At 59.8% G+C, this 16,823-nt stretch carries 12 protein-coding genes; 3 read left to right on the top strand and 9 right to left on the bottom strand.

Annotation, left to right across the window (positions count from 1 at the left end; genetic code table 11):
• Positions 1-21: 21 nt before the first annotated feature.
• Complete coding sequence (locus tag AC0Z8Z_RS18810; protein ID WP_485620120.1) at positions 22-240, top strand: hypothetical protein; 219 nt, start codon at positions 22-24, stop codon at positions 238-240.
• Positions 241-367: 127 nt separating this feature from the next.
• Here the strand turns inward: AC0Z8Z_RS18810 and pgm are convergent, their stop codons facing one another.
• The 5 genes from pgm to AC0Z8Z_RS18785 form a co-directional block, all read right to left on the bottom strand.
• Positions 368-2,011 (bottom strand): phosphoglucomutase (alpha-D-glucose-1,6-bisphosphate-dependent), encoded by a 1,644-nt coding sequence (gene pgm, locus AC0Z8Z_RS18805; RefSeq protein ID WP_485620119.1) that lies wholly within the window; start codon positions 2,009-2,011, stop codon positions 368-370.
• Positions 2,012-2,185: 174 nt separating this feature from the next.
• The gene (locus AC0Z8Z_RS18800; RefSeq protein WP_485620184.1) at positions 2,186-4,477 is read right to left on the bottom strand and encodes an ATP-dependent DNA helicase; all 2,292 of its coding nucleotides are present in this window, start codon (positions 4,475-4,477) and stop codon (positions 2,186-2,188) included.
• 674 nt (positions 4,478-5,151) lie between these two features.
• A complete protein-coding gene (locus AC0Z8Z_RS18795) occupies positions 5,152-6,549 on the bottom strand; it encodes an aminotransferase-like domain-containing protein (protein WP_172611942.1) in 1,398 nt (465 codons plus the stop codon).
• Between the two features lie 102 nt (positions 6,550-6,651).
• Positions 6,652-8,154 carry a hypothetical protein gene (locus AC0Z8Z_RS18790; RefSeq protein ID WP_485620118.1) on the bottom strand — a complete coding sequence of 501 codons (1,503 nt, stop codon included), beginning with the start codon at positions 8,152-8,154 and terminating at the stop codon, positions 6,652-6,654.
• 529 nt (positions 8,155-8,683) lie between these two features.
• Entirely contained in the window at positions 8,684-9,706 is a 1,023-nt protein-coding gene (locus AC0Z8Z_RS18785) for a zinc-dependent alcohol dehydrogenase family protein (protein WP_485620117.1), read from the bottom strand.
• A 475-nt stretch (positions 9,707-10,181) separates the two neighbouring features.
• Here AC0Z8Z_RS18785 and AC0Z8Z_RS18780 point away from each other — a divergent pair, with 475 nt between their 5' ends.
• Both AC0Z8Z_RS18780 and AC0Z8Z_RS18775 read left to right on the top strand, forming a co-directional pair.
• On the top strand, positions 10,182-11,096 hold the full coding sequence (locus AC0Z8Z_RS18780) for a LysR family transcriptional regulator (RefSeq protein WP_065990323.1): 915 nt from the start codon (positions 10,182-10,184) through the stop codon (positions 11,094-11,096).
• A 321-nt stretch (positions 11,097-11,417) separates the two neighbouring features.
• Positions 11,418-12,560 carry an alpha-hydroxy acid oxidase gene (locus AC0Z8Z_RS18775; RefSeq protein ID WP_485620116.1) on the top strand — a complete coding sequence of 381 codons (1,143 nt, stop codon included), beginning with the start codon at positions 11,418-11,420 and terminating at the stop codon, positions 12,558-12,560.
• Positions 12,561-12,642: 82 nt separating this feature from the next.
• Here AC0Z8Z_RS18775 and AC0Z8Z_RS18770 read toward each other — a convergent pair whose 3' ends face one another.
• Genes AC0Z8Z_RS18770 through AC0Z8Z_RS18755 form a run of 4 tightly spaced genes read right to left on the bottom strand, consistent with a single transcriptional unit; the run spans position 12,643 to position 16,742 of the window.
• Complete coding sequence (locus AC0Z8Z_RS18770; RefSeq protein WP_485620115.1) at positions 12,643-13,389, bottom strand: class II aldolase and adducin N-terminal domain-containing protein; 747 nt, start codon at positions 13,387-13,389, stop codon at positions 12,643-12,645.
• Between the two features lie 59 nt (positions 13,390-13,448).
• Entirely contained in the window at positions 13,449-14,282 is an 834-nt protein-coding gene (locus tag AC0Z8Z_RS18765; RefSeq protein WP_172611937.1) for an ABC transporter substrate-binding protein, read from the bottom strand.
• 27 nt (positions 14,283-14,309) lie between these two features.
• Positions 14,310-15,182, bottom strand: a complete 873-nt coding sequence (locus AC0Z8Z_RS18760) for a phytanoyl-CoA dioxygenase family protein (protein ID WP_485620114.1) — start codon at positions 15,180-15,182, stop codon at positions 14,310-14,312.
• Positions 15,183-15,218: 36 nt separating this feature from the next.
• Complete coding sequence (locus AC0Z8Z_RS18755) at positions 15,219-16,742, bottom strand: amino acid ABC transporter permease/ATP-binding protein (RefSeq protein ID WP_485620113.1); 1,524 nt, start codon at positions 16,740-16,742, stop codon at positions 15,219-15,221.
• Positions 16,743-16,823 lie beyond the last annotated feature (81 nt).

The following is a 16,823-nucleotide window of genomic DNA, read 5'->3' as shown; positions in this document are numbered from 1 at the left end:
CCAGCTTTAGCCGGGAAGCTTTTGCTTTTGCTTTTGCTGTTGCTGTTGCTGTTGCTGTTGCTGTTGCTGTTGCTGTTGCTTTTGATCTTCTACGCGGTAGTCCAGACACCGGAAATCGCGACTTTGGTGCAGGCCGAACGCAGACGACGCGCAGTGGGCCGAGCCGCATGGATGCGGCGAGAGCGCCGTCAGGACATGGATGTCCGTTCGGCGCGGGCCCACGGAGCGTCGTCGGAGTGAGGGAACCCTGACGAAGGAAGGGCCAAACCGAGAGCAGGCACTTTTGCTTACTTTTGGTGCTTTTCAAAAGTAAGTCGCCGAAGGCGAAACGTCTGCCCTTAGGCAGACGCTCTTGATCTTCGTACCTTCAAGGCGCTATCGCGCCATCCACAAGCACTTGTGCCTCAGCCACCAGACGCTTGAGGTGATCCTCGCCCTTGAAGCTCTCGGCATAGATCTTGTAAATATCCTCAGTGCCCGACGGCCGCGCCGCGAACCAGCCGTTCTCGGTGATGACCTTCAAACCACCAATCGCCTGATCATTGCCCGGCGCCTTGCTCAGGATGCTCTCGATCTTCTCCCCCGCCAGCTCCGTCGACGTCACCTGCTCCGGCGACAGCTTGCTCAAGAGCGCCTTCTGCTCGAAGTTAGCCTTTGCCTCGACGCGGGTCGACACCGGCTCGCCCAACTCATCGGTCAACGCCTTGTACATCTCGCTCGGGTCGCAGCCTTTGCGTGCGCGGATTTCCGCTGCCAGCAATGCCGGAATCAAACCATCCTTGTCCGTGGTCCAGACGGTCCCGTCGCGACGCAGGAACGACGCACCGGCACTCTCCTCACCACCAAAGCCCAGCGAACCCTCGTACAAGCCTTCGGCGAAGAACTTGAAGCCTACCGGCACTTCGTACAGGCGGCGGCCCAGACGCTGGGTCACGCGGTCGATCATCCCGCTGCTCACCACGGTCTTGCCGACGGCCGCATCGGCGCGCCAATCCGGACGGTTCTGGAACAGGTAATCGATGGAGACCGCCAGGTAATTGTTCGGCGCCAGCAAGCCACCGGTCGGCGTCACGATGCCGTGACGGTCGTGGTCCGGGTCGCAGGCGAAGGCCACCTGGAAGCGGTCCTTCAAACCGATCAGGCTCTGCATCGCGAAATTGGACGACGGGTCCATGCGGATCTTGCCGTCCCAGTCCACGCTCATGAAGCGGAAGGTCGGATCGACGAACTTGTTCACCACTTCCAGATTCAGCCCGTAGTGCTCACCGATGGCCGACCAGTACCGCACGCCTGCCCCGCCCAACGGATCAACGCCCAGATGCAGACTGGCACCACGGATGGCGTCCATGTCGATGACGTTCTTCAGGTCCGCCACGTAGGTATTGATGTAGTCGTGGCGATGGGTGGTGTCGGCGCGCAGGGCTTTTTCGTGGGTGATGCGCTGGACGTTGACGATGCGCTCGGCCAGCAATTCGTTGGCTTTGTTCTCGATCCACTTGGTGATGTGCGAGTCAGCCGGGCCGCCGTTGGTAGGGTTGTACTTGAAGCCGCCGCTTTCCGGCGGGTTGTGGGACGGCGTGATGACGATGCCGTCGGCCAGGCCCGAGGTGCGCCCGCGGTTGTAGCAGATGATGGCGTGGGAGATCGCCGGCGTCGGGGTGTATTCGTCACCCTCGGAAATCATCACGTTGACGCCGTTGGCTGCCAGCACTTCCAGCGCTGAAGCGGCCGCCGGGGTCGACAACGCGTGGGTGTCGGCGCCGAGGAACAGCGGGCCGTCGATGCCGTTGGCCTGGCGGTACAGGCAGATCGCCTGACTGATGGCCAGCACGTGCCACTCGTTGAAGCTCAATTCGAAAGAGCTGCCGCGGTGCCCGGAGGTACCGAAGGCAACCCGCTGGGTCGCCACCGACGCGTCGGGCTGGCCGGTGTAATAGGCCGTCACCAGACGAGGAAGATCGACCAGCAATTCTGCAGGCGCCAGTTTGCCCGCGAATGGACTGATACTCATGCGAAACCTCCGTGGATGAAAAATAGGAAAAGACAAAAAAGAAAAGGTCCCGACCCAGCGGGAAACAACCTGAAACGCCGCCTGAAATGACAGTGCCGCGGCAGTTTACTGGCAGTTGGACCGTGCCGCTCGGCTATCGATCCGTAACGTCCTGAGACAATTAGCTGAACCACATCATAGCTGCCACCACGCCGGCAACAGCTGTTGAATCTTGCGCTCAGCAAAGCGATCGTCGATCAGCACCACCACCCCGTGATCGTCCAGGCCTCGAATCACCCGGCCGGCCGCCTGCACCACTTTCTGCATGCCGGGGTAGAGATAGGTGTAGTCGTAGCCGGCGCCGAACAACAGGCTCATGCGCTGCTTGAGTTGCTCGTTGACCGGGTTGATCTGCGCCAGCCCCAAGGTGGCGATGAACGCGCCGATCAACCGCGCTCCCGGCAGGTCAATGCCCTCGCCGAATGCTCCGCCCAGCACCGCAAAACCGATGCCCTGACTGCCCGGCGTAAACCGCTCGAGAAAGGCTTGCCGTTCCGCCTCGGCCATGCCCCGGGATTGCTTCCAGACAGGCACGGCCGGGTGGCTGCGCTCCATTAGATCCGCCACTTGCTGGAGGTAATCGAAGCTGCTGAAGAACGCCAGATAATTCCCCGGCCGCGCCTCGAACTGCCGCGCCATCAGCTCGACGATGGGCGCCAGCGAGGCCTGCCGATGGGTGTAGCGGGTGGAAATGCGGCTGACGATTTCCACATCCAGCTGCGAGCGTTGGAACGGCGACTCAACGTCGACCCACGCCGTGGTGTCGGGCAGGCCCAGCAGGTCGCGGTAGAAATGCCGTGGATTGAGGGTCGCGGAAAACAGTACCGCGCTGATCGCCGCGGTCAGTCGCGGACGCACAAAACCCGCCGGCACAACATTGCGCAGGCAGAGGCGCGACAGCGACTTGCTGCCGACGTCCCGCTTGCTGATATCGAACAGGAAATGCTCGTCGAACAACTCCGCGATGCGACCGAACTGGATCGCCTCGAAATAGAAGCTCTGCAGCTCACCGTTGGCCGCATGGGGGTGCTCGTTGAAGTAGTCGCCGAACGCCGTGATGCACAGATTGAGGCTGTTCAGAAATTTCGCCGGTGTGGCGCCATAGGCCTGATAGGGCGCGACTTGCTCCTTGTGCAGGGCATTCCAGTCGCGGTTGAGCCGCTGCAAGGCTTTTTTCACCGGCGCCGGCGCGCTCTGCCGCACCTGATTCATGCTGTACTGATCGAGGGTTGCGCTGTACATCGACCGCGCCCGCTCGACCATGTTGTGGGCCTCGTCCACCAGCACCGCAACGCGCCACTGATTGAACTGACTGAGCCCGAACAGCATGCCGCTGAGGTCGAAATAGTAGTTGTAGTCGGCGATCACCACGTCCGACCAGCGCGCCAGCTCCTGGCTCAGATAGTACGGGCAAACCTGATGGCCCAGCGCAACCTCACGCACGCCTGCCTGATCGAGCCACGGCTTGATCATTGCCTCACTGCGCGCCGCCGGCAGCCGGTCGTAAAAACCTTTGGCGAGCGGGCATGAATCGCCGTTGCACGCCTTGTCCGGGTACTCGCAGGCCTTGTCCCGCGCCACCATCTCCAGCACCCGAAGGCTCAGCTCCGGAGCACTACGCCCAATCACGCTCAGCGCATCCAGCGCGAGCTTGCGCCCCGGGGTCTTTGCAGTGAGGAAAAACACCTTGTCCAGCTTGCGCGTCGGCGCGGCCTTGAGCATCGGGAACACCGTGCCGATGGTCTTGCCAATGCCGGTGGGCGCCTGGGCCATCAAACAGCGCCCGGTGCTCACCGCCTTATACACCGACTCGGCCAACACCCGCTGCCCGGTACGAAAACCGGCGTGGGGAAACTTCAGAGCGCTAAGCCCACGGTCTCGGGCGTCGCGATGGGCCAGTTCCTGCCGCGCCCACTGCAGGAAAATTCCCGCCTGAATTTCGAAAAACGCCTGTAACTCGATGGCCGTGAAACGCTGTTGAATGAGGGTTTCCTGCTCACTGATGATGTTGAAATACACCAGCGCCAGATTGACCTCGGCCAGCTGCATTTGCTGGCAGAGCAACCAGCCGTACACCTTTGCCTGGGCCCAGTGCAGCTGCCGATGGTTGGCGGGCAGGCTGCTCAAGTCGCCGCGATAGGTCTTGATCTCCTCGAGCTGGTTCAGCGCTGCATCGTAGCCATCCGCCCTGCCCCGAATCCTCAGCTCATGAAACACCCCGCTCAACGCCACCTCAGCCTGATACTGCGGCCCCCGCCGCGCCGCCACCGTCCGATGCCCGGCAATCCCCTCCTGCGCCGTGGGCGACGGGGTAAAGCGCAAATCCAGATCACCCGCCTTCGCCGTGAACTCACACAACTCCCGCACCGCGACCCGATAACCCGTTTCGGGATCGAAAGCCGCAATCTCCACAGGCTCGACAGACACTGCGCGGGTATCGGGGGAAATAGTGGAAATGGAAGTCACTGAAAAGGCTGGCCGTCAATCGGAACACTGGACGGACGTACAGATAGCAGCTCAATGCGGTCGAGGCAAACGGAAATGGATTGGCGGCCGGATTTCGGCGCAGAGCGCCCGGGGATGCATTTCCACGCAGAGCGTGGGAACGATCAATGAGTGCAGACCCGAACTGGTTTTAACGATCAGAACTGAGGGGGTATTTACTGGCCCCTTCCCGGCTAAAGCCGGTCCTACAAGAATCGCATGCATCCATTGGGATTGGCGCCGACTGTAGGACCGGCTTCAGCCGGGAAGCTCTTGATTTGCTCTTGATCTTCATACGCAAAAAACCCAGACGCCACCAATCGCGACATTGGTGCAGGCCGAACGTAGACGACGCGCAGTGGGCCGAGCCGCATGGATGCGGCGAGAGCGCCGTCAGGACATGGATGTCCGTTCGGCGCGGGCCCACGGAGCGTCGTCGGAGTGAGGGAACCCGACGAAGTCGGGCCAAACCGAGAGCAGGCACTTTTGCTTACTTTTGGTGCTTTTCAAAAGTAAGTCGCCGAAGGCGAAACAGTCTGCCCCCAGGCAGACGCTTGTGATCTTAAGGATCTTGATCTTGATCTTGATCTTGATCTTGATCTTGATCTGAAAGAACCCTACCCCAACCGCTCCTGCACCAAAGCATTCCGAACAATCACCAGCATCGACTCAATATTCTGCCCCCAATCCACCGACCCGCTGATCCGCAAACACTGCTGATGCAACCCCCGCACACTGAACAACTCCCCCGGCGCCACCACGATCCTCTGCTCCAGCAACCGATTGAACACCCGCGCCGTATCCACCCGATGCACACTCTCCAGCCAGATCGACGCCCCGCCTCGGGGCAGCTCAAACTGCACCTCATCCCCCAGATACTGCTCCACCCCGCTCGCCAACTCACCGACCCGCTGCTCGAGACAACCACGCAACTCCCGCAAGTGCCGATCGAACTGCCCCGAAGCGTACAACCGCGCAATCGCCTTCTGCCGGACGGGCGGCAGGCGAAACGACCGCAACACCCACTGCTGATGCAACAGCGCCCGTGAATGCCGACTCAACAAATACCCGAATGGCGCCTCCAGCCCGATCATCTTGTCAAAAGCACCCACCACCAACAGCCGCTCCGGATCAATCAAATCCCGGAACGGCGAACTGTCGTCCTCGAAACACAAAGCGCCATGGGTATCGTTCTCCAGCACCCACACCCCCTGCAGGTTCAGCACCTCCGCCATCCGCGCACGCTGGGCGGAAGGCATCCTCTGCCCGCGAACGGGGTCCATCCGCGACGACACAATCGCCAGTTTCACATCCTCGCGCTGGATCAACGCACCCAGCTCATCAAGGTTGATACCGCCCTGCGCATCCGTGCAGACCTCAATCACCCGGATTCCGTAGGTCTGCAGCGTACGCAGAATGCTCCAGCCACACGGCGACTCCACCAGCACGGCACAGTCGCGTAGCTGCAGCGCTTCGATGACGGTCTTCAAGACGCCGGTCTTGTCCGGCCCGATGAACACATTGTCCGGGTGCCAGCAATGCTCGGTCGATGAGGTGTAGTGGCCGGCCAGCGCCGTGCGCAACTCGATATCGCCGAAGGGTTCAAAGCGCGGATCGGGCTGACAGGGATAGTGACGCATGAGGTCGCGTTCAACGCTGAGCAACGCGCCGTGCAGAGACACCAGCAGGGTGGGCTCATCGGCGCCGAAGACAAACATGTCCGGACGCCGGGCACTGGCATGAAAACGCGTGAACACGTCATCACCTTCCAGGGGCATGTCGTTGCAAGGGTTGGGCAGCGCGAAATAGCCGGACTTGGGCACTGAGCAGATTCGCCCTTCCTTCTCAAGAAGGCTATAGGCGTTCTGCACCGTGGAAATCGACACCCGCAGCCGTCGTGCCAGGAGCCGCAACGAGGGCATGCGCGCGGCGGGCCCGGCAGACAGTTCGTTGGTCAACCTGAGCAGGTAGCGATACACCATCTGGTAGGCAAAATCAGTTTTGTTGTTATTCATCGAATACCCCATCCGTGCGCCAGGCGCAGGGTCATTGAGAAAGCGCCGCGTGGACCGCCCGAGGCTCAGCGCATCACTGCGTGTCAGTTCACCTCACGGTGTTCAACGCCCCGAAATCAGTTCCGTCGTCAGGGCGCCGGTGTGCGGATCGATCGTCGTCACCCGGCGTTTGTCGGGGTCGCTTGCGCGAACCCGGGCGATGATCGAACGCTCGTCGTTGAAGTCCACATGGCGCTTGGCGTAAAGCGATTGCAGCCCCTTCAGGCTCAGACCGCTGACTTCCACCAGCCAGTGCGGCACCAGGTCCGGGGCCAACTGCCCGGCAAGCGTCTTGTGCAGATCGTTCAGCCCGACCAGCATGCCGGGGTGGAAGCGACGCAGGAAATCCTCGAGCCGCGCGCCGGCGTCGACAAACGGCGAGAACAGCAGGCAAACCCACTGCGTTTCGCTCAGGCCAAATGCCTCCTGGCCATAACCCTCGGCAAGCTGACGGCGATCGGCGATTTTCTCCGGGCTGTCGTAGGCTGCCAGCGCCTGCTTGATCAGGCGTACAGGCATGCGTTTGCGGCGCATCATGGCGGCTGCCAGTTCCAGGTACTCTGCGATGCCGTCGGCGTATGTCCGACCTTCGATGAATTCGGCTTTAAGCCCGCGCAGGTGGGCCATCAGTAAGGGATTGGCGCAGTCTGATTCGCTGAAGCTGAACGCCAGGTCATCAAACCGGAAGCCCAGAAAGTCAGTCAGCAGCCCCCAGTGCTCCTCCGCGCGATAGCCGATGAGGTCCGCGGCGGTGAGCAAGGTCGGGGCGAAGGTTCGGTTCGGGTACACCAGTGGCCGGCTGTAGCCCGACGGTTCTGCGGATTCTCCGTACAGCTCTTCGTAATAGGCGCGCCCGAGGCTGTCGATGACGCTCAATGCCCCACTGAAACCCAGGGCGTGCCAGGGCTCGATTTTCTGCCCCCCGTGCCGCGCAAGACGCATGATCCAGGTCGCGTACTGCTTCTGCTCCTTGAGCGAGTCGCCGCTGATCACGGCATTGACGCCGTCCCCCCAGCAGGCGGCACGGACCAGAAAATCCGCCATGCCCAGATAACAGCTGTTGCAGAAAGTGGTCCGCGCATCGCCAGCCGTCAGATGCCCGCCCAGCAGCACGTCGGAGCGATTCTGCTCACGACCCGCCGTCGAAAACGGTAAGTCGGGCTCGAAAATCTGTACGTACTGATGATCGATCACCAGCAGTTCGACCCTCGGGTCGTCGTGCAGAAACAGCGCCGAATAGCAGCGATCAATGTTGCCCATCACCGCCGACGTAATACCCGCATGGCGCATATTCGCGACCCGTAGTCTGAATGTTGCCGGCCCCCGTGCAGCGATACTCAGTTGAGCGGCACGCAACATGGCCACCGTATAGGCGCTGTCCTTACCGCCGCTGAACGGGACCAGCACTTTGTAGCCGCCGATCCTTTCAATCCCGCCCGCTGCAACGATCAAGCGCTGGATCAATAACTGCAACGCTGTTCGTTCGTTTCGATTCAAATAACCCGAAAGCCGCTGCAGCACTTGCTGGTAGACATAGTTCATCGCTTGTTCATGCATTGAACTCATGGCTTCAATACCTGACTGATCAGCCTGACAACACTGTTCTCTGTAAAAGGCTTATTGGATAGACACGCGGCAGGCCCAACAATAACGGACGTGCCGGATCGATTATCAGGCGACGCAGACGGCGGCAGATCAACAAGCATCTTCTCGTTCCTTGAGTCTCTAATTATTGAAACTATTATCGGCACTTGAAGCACAATTACAAGCCAGCCATCGCCGACACGTAAAGGTTCTCCTTTCGACAAATAAAGACAGGAATTAAACAAGGATGTTTAAATCAGCGTTTATTAAAAGCGAACAGTGCATTGATTCAATTACTTAGGGGATTCATCAGCATCGTTCACTTAGCGTGTCGATCAATGAATTAAACATCCCATAAACAAAAAAGCCTTCCGGAACTTCCTGGAAGGCTTGAGTGGTACAACGTGACTCGTCACTGACAGTACGGATAACTTTCAAATCGGTCTCCGGCACCTCAATCCCGACGCCGGGTCAAAAGCGTCGAGCGTTCAATGAGCGCGATGGTCTGCGCTCAGGATGGATCAACCTCAACCACTACACGACCACCTACCGGGCAACCGTCCATCAAACGGTGGGCTTCGACCAACTGATCGAACGGAAACACTTTAGTAATCTGCGGTAACAGCATGCCATCTGCCGTCATCTGGTTGATGTCGCGCAAGGCACGCTTGATCGCCTCTTCGTCCTGCTTGATGCCCAGCTCCGGCTTTCCGGTGAAGTTACCCACGCAGTGCACAAAGAACTGGATGTTCTTCTGAAACGCTGCACACGCCGGGAACGGCGTCTGGTTACCACCCTGCAGGCCATAAAGAATCAGACTGCCACGGGGTGCCAACACATCACCCAGAATCGACATCTGCGGGCCACCCAGACCGTCGAGGACAATGTCCACGCCGCGGTTGTCGGTGTAACGGTTGATCGTCAGAAGCAAATCCTCTTCTTCGGTAACGATCACCTTGTCCGCACCCATTTTCAGCAGGTAATCGCGGCAGCCTTCGGTCTTGGTCGCGGCAATCACCTTGATGCCGAGCGCTTTGCCCAGTTGCAGGAACGCAGGGCCCGCGCAATGGCTTGCATCGGTGACCAGTGCCGTTTGCCCTGGTTTTGCCCGCGCCAGTTCAACGAACGCAAAGTACGCCACCAGCATCGGTGTGTAGTGAACGGCCGCCTCATTGGGCGTGAGCACGTCTGGATAGCGGGTCACGGAAGTCTGAGGCAGCAGAATCAGCTCGCCATAGACCGGGTACACATTGACGTCCGCCGAAGGGAAGCTGGCAACCTTGTCGCCCACTTTCAGATCGGTCACGCCATCGCCGATGGCCGTAATGACGCCCGCCATTTCGGAGCCCAGACCGGCCGGCAGGCGAGCCTGGGATGAAGCCAGATTTTGTCGCCACAGCACGTCGTACCAGGTAACGCCGATCGCCTGAACGCGCACTTGCACCTCACCGGGTGCAGGCAACGCGACCGGCAGCTCTTCTACTTTGAGCACCTCGGCCGGACCGAACTGATGAAAACGGATCGTGCGGGACATTTCGAACCTCGCCTTATGAACCTTGATGCCATGAACTCTATCCGGGCGCCGCCGGTAACACTATCAGTGGCTATTAATAGTCGACATGCCTGCCATCGATTCTGATGGCGCAGGCACATGCTGAATCTTGCGCGGCCGTCCCGGGCCTGCTGGGCGCACATTGTTGGGTGCTCACCGCGACATTGCAACCCGAAGCCTGAAGATCGATGCATCCCGTGCTCCGCGCAGGCTGCGACGCACCGGATTACAAAGGGCCAGTACGTTGCTATTGGTGTGTTTTTACCGGTCAAGGTTTCATCAGCTACCACCAGTGGGTGCGCCTCGGAGCACATTTACAGCAGTGCAGGAAAATTCAACAATGCAGACAACCGGTATTTACCCGTAATATCCCTGCCTGAGCTGAACACGTGGCGCGCGTCTGGGCCGCCGCTGCTGTTTTGATAATGCATCGACCAATGCCCCCGAGACCCCCGTCATGAATCGCAACGACCTGCGTCGCGTCGACCTCAATCTGCTCATCGTTTTCGAAACTCTGATGCACGAACGCAGCGTCACCCGCGCGGCGGAGAAGCTGTTCCTCGGACAACCGGCGATCAGTGCGGCGTTGTCGCGATTGCGCGGGCTGTTCGACGATCCGCTGTTCGTGCGCACCGGACGCAGCATGGAGCCCACCGCGCGGGCCATCGAGATTTTTGGCCTGCTGTCCCCTGCCCTGGACTCCATCTCCACCGCCGTCAGCCGCGCCGCCGACTTCGACCCGGCCACCAGCACCGCGGTGTTCCGCATTGGCCTGTCCGACGAAGTCGAATTCGCCCTGCTGCCGTCACTGCTCAAGCGCCTGCGTTCGGAGGCACCGGGCATTGTGCTGGTGGTACGCCGCACCAACTACATCCTCATGCCGGCGCTGCTCTCCTCCGGGGAAATCTCCATCGGCGTCAGCTACACCGACGACCTCCCCGCCAACGCCAAGCGCAAAGTGCTGCGCCGCAGCAAACCCAAACTGCTGCGCGCTGACACCATGCCGGGACCGATCACTCTGGACGACTTCTGCGCCCGCCCCCACGCCCTGGTGTCCTTCGCCGGCGACCTCGGCGGCTTCATCGACGAACACCTGGAAAAAATCGGCCGCAAACGCCACGTCGTGCTGGCGGTTCCGCAGTTCAACGGTCTGGCCACGCTGATTGCCGGGACCGACATCGTCGCGACCGTGCCGGATTACGCCGCCGCCGTGCTGACGGCTGCCGGAGGGGTGCGTTCGGAAGAGCTGCCGATTGAATCGCGTACGTTCGAGCTGCACATGGCCTGGCGCGGGTCGCAGGACAATGACCCGGGGGAGAGATGGTTAAGGTCGCGGATTCAGATGTTTTTTGGGGATCCGGATAGCCTGTAATCGAATTCCAGCAGATTCCATAAATCATTTCATGACAATGAGTTATTGATGATTTAAGTCCGCTGCCGTCTGGCTAAGCCCAATGAATTCCACGACTCATTGGGGACATAACTGGGCCAAGACCGCCAAAAATCGGGAACAGGCCGATGGCGAGATCAAGCCTGTGCGGTGCAGGCCTATGTACCGGCGGCACCGGCGGCTCAGCCGGGCATCGCTTTTACCTAAGCACTACCCCGCTCAAATGCTGGTTTCATGATCCCTTTCGCGGTGTGAAGCTTCAAGCTCCACCCACTCAAACACGCGAATGCGACAAGGGCGTCCATGGCTGAAATGACTTGCATCGAAGATTTGCGCAGGCTTGCGCGCAAGCGAGTGCCGCGCATGTTTTATGACTATGTCGACGGCGGCTCCTGGACCGAATACACCTACCGGGCCAATGAAGCGGACTTTCAGCGTCTGGAATTTCGCCAGCGTGTGGCGTTCGACATTACCCGGCGCAGCACGTCCACCACCATGGTGGACATGCCGGTGAGTATGCCGGTAGCAATTGCTCCTACGGGGCTGACCGGCATGCAGCACGCCGACGGGGAAATTCTGGCCGCCCGTGCCGCCAAAAACTTCGGCATTCCTTTCACCCTGTCGACCATGAGCATCTGCTCGATTGAAGCGGTGGCGCAGGCAACCGAACGTCACCCGTTCTGGTTCCAGTTGTACGTCACGCGAGATCGTACGTTCGTGAAAGATTTGATCGAACGCGCGCGCAACGCCAACTGCTCGGCATTGGTGGTGACGATGGATCTGCAGGTGTTCGGTCAGCGCCACAAGGACAAGAAAAACGGACTGTCCATTCCCCCCAAACCGACCCTGCGCAATATCGTCAACATGGCGAGCAAACCGCGCTGGTGTCTGGATATGCTGCGCACCCGCAATCGGCAGTTCGGCAACATCGTCGGCCACGCCAAGGGAGTGGACAACATCAGCTCATTGGTCGAGTGGACACGGGATCAGTTCGATCCGCAGTTGTCCTGGCAGGACGTAGCGTGGATCAAACAGCGTTGGGGCGGGAAGCTGATCGTCAAGGGCATTCAGGACCCTGAAGATGCGCGTCTGGCGGTGGAATACGGCGCCGATGCGGTCATCGTTTCCAACCACGGAGGCCGTCAACTGGACGGCGCTGGCTCGTCGATTTCGGCGCTGCCGGGCATTGTCGAGGCGGTCGGTCATTACGCTGAGGTGCATCTGGATGGCGGCATTCGCTCGGGACAGGATGTGCTCAAGGCCATCGCGCTGGGCGCCCGGGGAACTTACATCGGCCGCGCCATGCTCTATGGGCTGGGCGCCCAGGGTGAACGAGGGGTGAGTACGGCGCTGGAGATCATCAGGAATGAACTGGACCTGTCGATGGCGTTCTGCGGCAGGACCGACATTCGCAATGTCGATCGCAAGATTCTGCTAAATCACTGAGCATTGCGCACCGCAGTCAGATTAAGGCGCCACATCCGAGGGGTGTGGCGCCAGGTCCGCGTTCGATTCAGTCAAACCAAACTCAGTCGAGCACCGACGGATCAGCCGCGATCATCATCTCTTTCATTTCCTCGAAATGCCGTCGGGAGAAATCGGTGATCCCTTCCCAGCCCTTGGCCGTTTTTTCCGCCACATCGTCTGCCAGCACCCGCAACGGTTGGCCCGTAGACCAGGCCGTCACCAGAATCTGGCACGCGCGCTCCAGGGTCCAGACGTCGTCGAACGCCTCGCCGATATTCGGCGCAATTACCATGACCCCGTGATTACCCATCAGCAAGCGACTCTTGCCATCTAGCAATCCAGCCAGACGCTCGCCTTCGGCTTCTGTGTCGGCCATGCCACCGTACATCCTGTCGACCGCCACGCGATTGAAATAGCGCGCGGTGTTCTGATCGATCGGCGGAACGTGGGGATCGGCAAGACAGGCTACTGCCGTGGTAAAGACCGGGTGTAAATGCAGCACGGCGCGGGCTTGCGGCAAGCGCTGGTGAATCTGCCCGTGAATCGACCAGGCGGTCGAGTCCACGTCCGGGTGACCGGCATTGGCCGGGTCGTCGGCGTCCAGCAGCAGCAGGTCACTGGCGCGAATGCGCGAGAAGTGTTTCCACTTCGGATTGATCAAAAACTTTTTGCCATCAGCCGAGACCGCAGCGCTGAAGTGGTTCGCCACCGCTTCGTGCATGCCCAGATGGGCGATGATCCGAAAGGTCGCCGCCAGATCGATGCGCGCTTGCTTCTCGACCGCCTGTTCTTCCACTGTTAGTGCCATCAATCTTTCTCCTCAGGGTGTGACCACAACCAGCGGTGGCCACGCGCTATAACCTGGTATCAGGGCTTGGGCATCAGGGTGGCGATGTCTTCGTCAGTCGGTGCCTGGAAGTTGTACTTTTTCATCAGCGCGGCGTATTCAGGGGTCACCCGATACTTGTTCAGTGCCTCGACCAGCGCGTTCTTGACCTCGTCGTTGCCCTTCTTCACGCCCCAGCCGTTGAGCACCGGATAAATCAGGGTGTCGGAGGAAATCACTACGCGAGTGCCCAGTTTTTCAACCACACCACGGGCCACAGCCGCATCGGTGATCTGCGCGTCGACAGCGTGGGCGAGCATCGCCTGAGTGGTTTGTGGATCAGTGGCGTATTCACTGATCGCGATGGGCTGCAGGCCATTCTTGACGCAGTATTCGTCCGACAGTGTGTGCATTTGCTTCAACCAGGCCGTCGCGGCCATCGAGCCGACCTTGTGACCGCAGAAATCTTCCGGACGCTTGGGCTGGTACTCGGCACCCTTGAGCGCCAGGATCGATTCACCGCTTTTCAGATACGGGATCATGTCGATGACTTTCACCCGTTCAGCGGTGATGTACATCGAGGAGTTGGTGAGGTCGAAACGACCGCCCTGCAGACCGGTGATCAGGTTTGGAAAGCGCGTGTCGACAGTCTCGACCTTGCGCCCCATTACCTTGCCCAGACCGTCGAGAAACTCGATATCGAAGCCGGCAGGACGGTTGTTGTCCATATATTCGTACGGGAAAAACGTGACATCGGAACCGGCAATGATCTTGCCGTCTTGTTGAAAGGCCGAAGCCGCCAACGAAGTCACTGCAACCGCTGCGCCGACCAGGCTCAGGGCGATAGGACGAACAACCTTGTGAAACGCTGTCATGGTGAATCCCCGCAAAGTTAAAAGAAGTCAGGCAGTGACTTGGTCTTGCCCGGCTTGCTGTACAAAGAAAGAGGCGCCGCGTGGCTTCTGCGGCAAACGCATATGATTGGCCGTGGAACGCACGAGGCCGCTTTCCTCACCGGCCACCATCAGGCCGGAGTGTTCGCTGGGCAGGGGGTTGTCGCCGAATGGCAGCGCGTCTTCAGCGGCATACACGCCGATGAACAGCGTGCGCGGCAGTTCGGTCTCGTTAGGGCTTGAAGCGTGCAACAGGCGGGTGTGCATGAAGCACACGGAACCGGCCGGGCCGAAACAGGCAACGGGTGACTGGCAGTGGGCCTGGACGACCTCGTCATCCACCGCGCCGGTGAAGCGCTGATCGTGCCAGTGCGACCACAACGGTCCTTTATGGCTGCCGGGGATAACGTTCAGCGGGCCGTTTTGCGGCGTCACTTCGCTGACCATCAACAGCGCGGTGACGATGTCGTCGTTGCTGTGGGGCGTGAACAGGAAATCCTGGTGCCACTTCACCTGAGTGGCAGTTTTCGGCAGCTTGGAATTGATCTTGCTGTGATGAAAGCGCGTACCACCGCCCCCGATCAATTGCGCGGATATCTGCGCCATCCGCGACTGCAACGCAACGCGCTTGTAGACCGGCGAAATCTCGGTTGGCGAACTCACCCGACGCAGCGAAGGGTGATCGGCGCGATGATCGCCTTCGAGGTCAAAACGCAGACGACCGTCAATGGTTTCGCCCCAGCCTTGCTGATGAGCGCGACTGTCTTCAACCCACTGGTCGAAGTCGTGCTGCAACGCCGCCACTTCGTCTGCCGACAGGACCCCTTCCACCACCAGAAAACCGTCCCGGCGGAATTGCTCAACCTGCGATTGCTCGATCATGCGCTTACCTTCTTGAAACTCGAACGATAAAAGTGGTCACGCCAGCGAAACGTCCTTGAGGAACGATTCAACGCGTGGGTTTTGGCCGCTGCGCAGCACGTGGGGCTTGTCGTCGCACACCACGCGGCCTTTCTCCATGAAGACGATCCGGTCGGAGACCTTGAAGGCGAAATTCATTTCATGCGTGACGATCACCATGGTGATGCCTTCCTGGGCAAGGGCTTCGATGACTTGCAGCACCTCGGTCACTTTCTCCGGGTCCAGCGCCGAGGTCGGTTCGTCAAACAACATGATCTGTGGACGCATCATCAGCGCACGGGCAATCGCCACACGTTGCTGCTGACCGCCGGATAACTGATGCGGGTATTTCCAGGTGTGATCGAGCATGCCGACCTTGTGCAGCAGTGCGTAAGCCTGCTGCTTGAGCTCCGGCAGACTGCCGAGGCGGTGGTAACGCGGCGCCATCAGCAGGTTGTCAAGCACCGTCAAGTGCGGAAACAGATTGAAGCTTTGAAACACCATGCCGATGTTCAGGCGGTGTTCGGCGTGCTCGACGTACAGAGGTTTCTGGGCGCCCTGCTTGTTCAGGTGAATGAAAGGCTGACCATTGATCTTGATGTCACCGTTGTCGATCTGCTCAAGACCGTTGAGCAAACGGATCAGCGTGGTCTTGCCCGAACCAGACGGCCCGATCACCGACACCACCTCACCAGGCTGAACGTTCAGGCTGACGGCCCCCAGCACCTCGACGTTGTTGTAGGCCTTGTGCAGACGGGTGGCTTGCAACGCCGGGACCTGTGGCTCGGTGGCCGCTTCACGCTGAATGACGGCGCGCTGCTGTGTCGCCAGCGCCAGCACCTCGGCGTCCGGCACGCGGGAGACATTGCGCTGATTGACGTCCAGATACTGCTCCAGCCGCTTGAGCAGGAAATCGAACACGGTGACGATCAGCACGTAATAAAAGGCGACCGCCGCCATCGTCTCCATCACCAGAAAATTCTGCGAGTACAGACGCTGGCCCACCATGAGGATCTCGGTCAGCGAAATGACCGATACCAGGGAGCTAAGCTTGACGATCGAGATGTATTCGTTGGCCAGCGAGGGCAATGCAACCCGTAGCGCCTGAGGAATGACAACCCGCCATTGGGTGCCGAAGAACCTCAGGCCCAGGGCTCGCGCGGCTTCGGCCTGACCCTTGTGGATCGACAGCAGACCGCCGCGATGAATTTCCGCCACATAGGCTGTTTCACAGAGCACCATTGCCAGCAGACCGGCCCAGAACGGATCGCCCAGCACCACGGACGCGGCGGGAAAGGCCTGTGGGATGTTGTAGACGAAAATCAGCAGCACCAGCAGCGGTATGCTGCGAAACAGCCAGATGTAGGCACGTGCTGGTGCGTTCAGCAGTGGACGTTTGGATTGTTTGGCCAAGGCCACGAAGAATCCCAGGCCGATGCTCAATACCCAGGTCGCGAAGCTCAGCTTGATGACGGTCCACGTCGCTCGCCAGAACTCGGCATCGAACAGCAAACCAAACATGTAATTCCAGTCGAATGTCATCGTCGCTGCGCCCTACAAAAAAATCTGGATGTGCAACCTGGCGCCCTGCTCCAACGCCTCTCACGGTGTGCACCGATGAAA

This window comes from Pseudomonas sp. 1L-C-7-B-C1, assembly GCF_057291635.1.
Note: the sequence above shows the minus strand (reverse complement) of the source record. Positions and strands in the feature narration are given on the sequence as shown.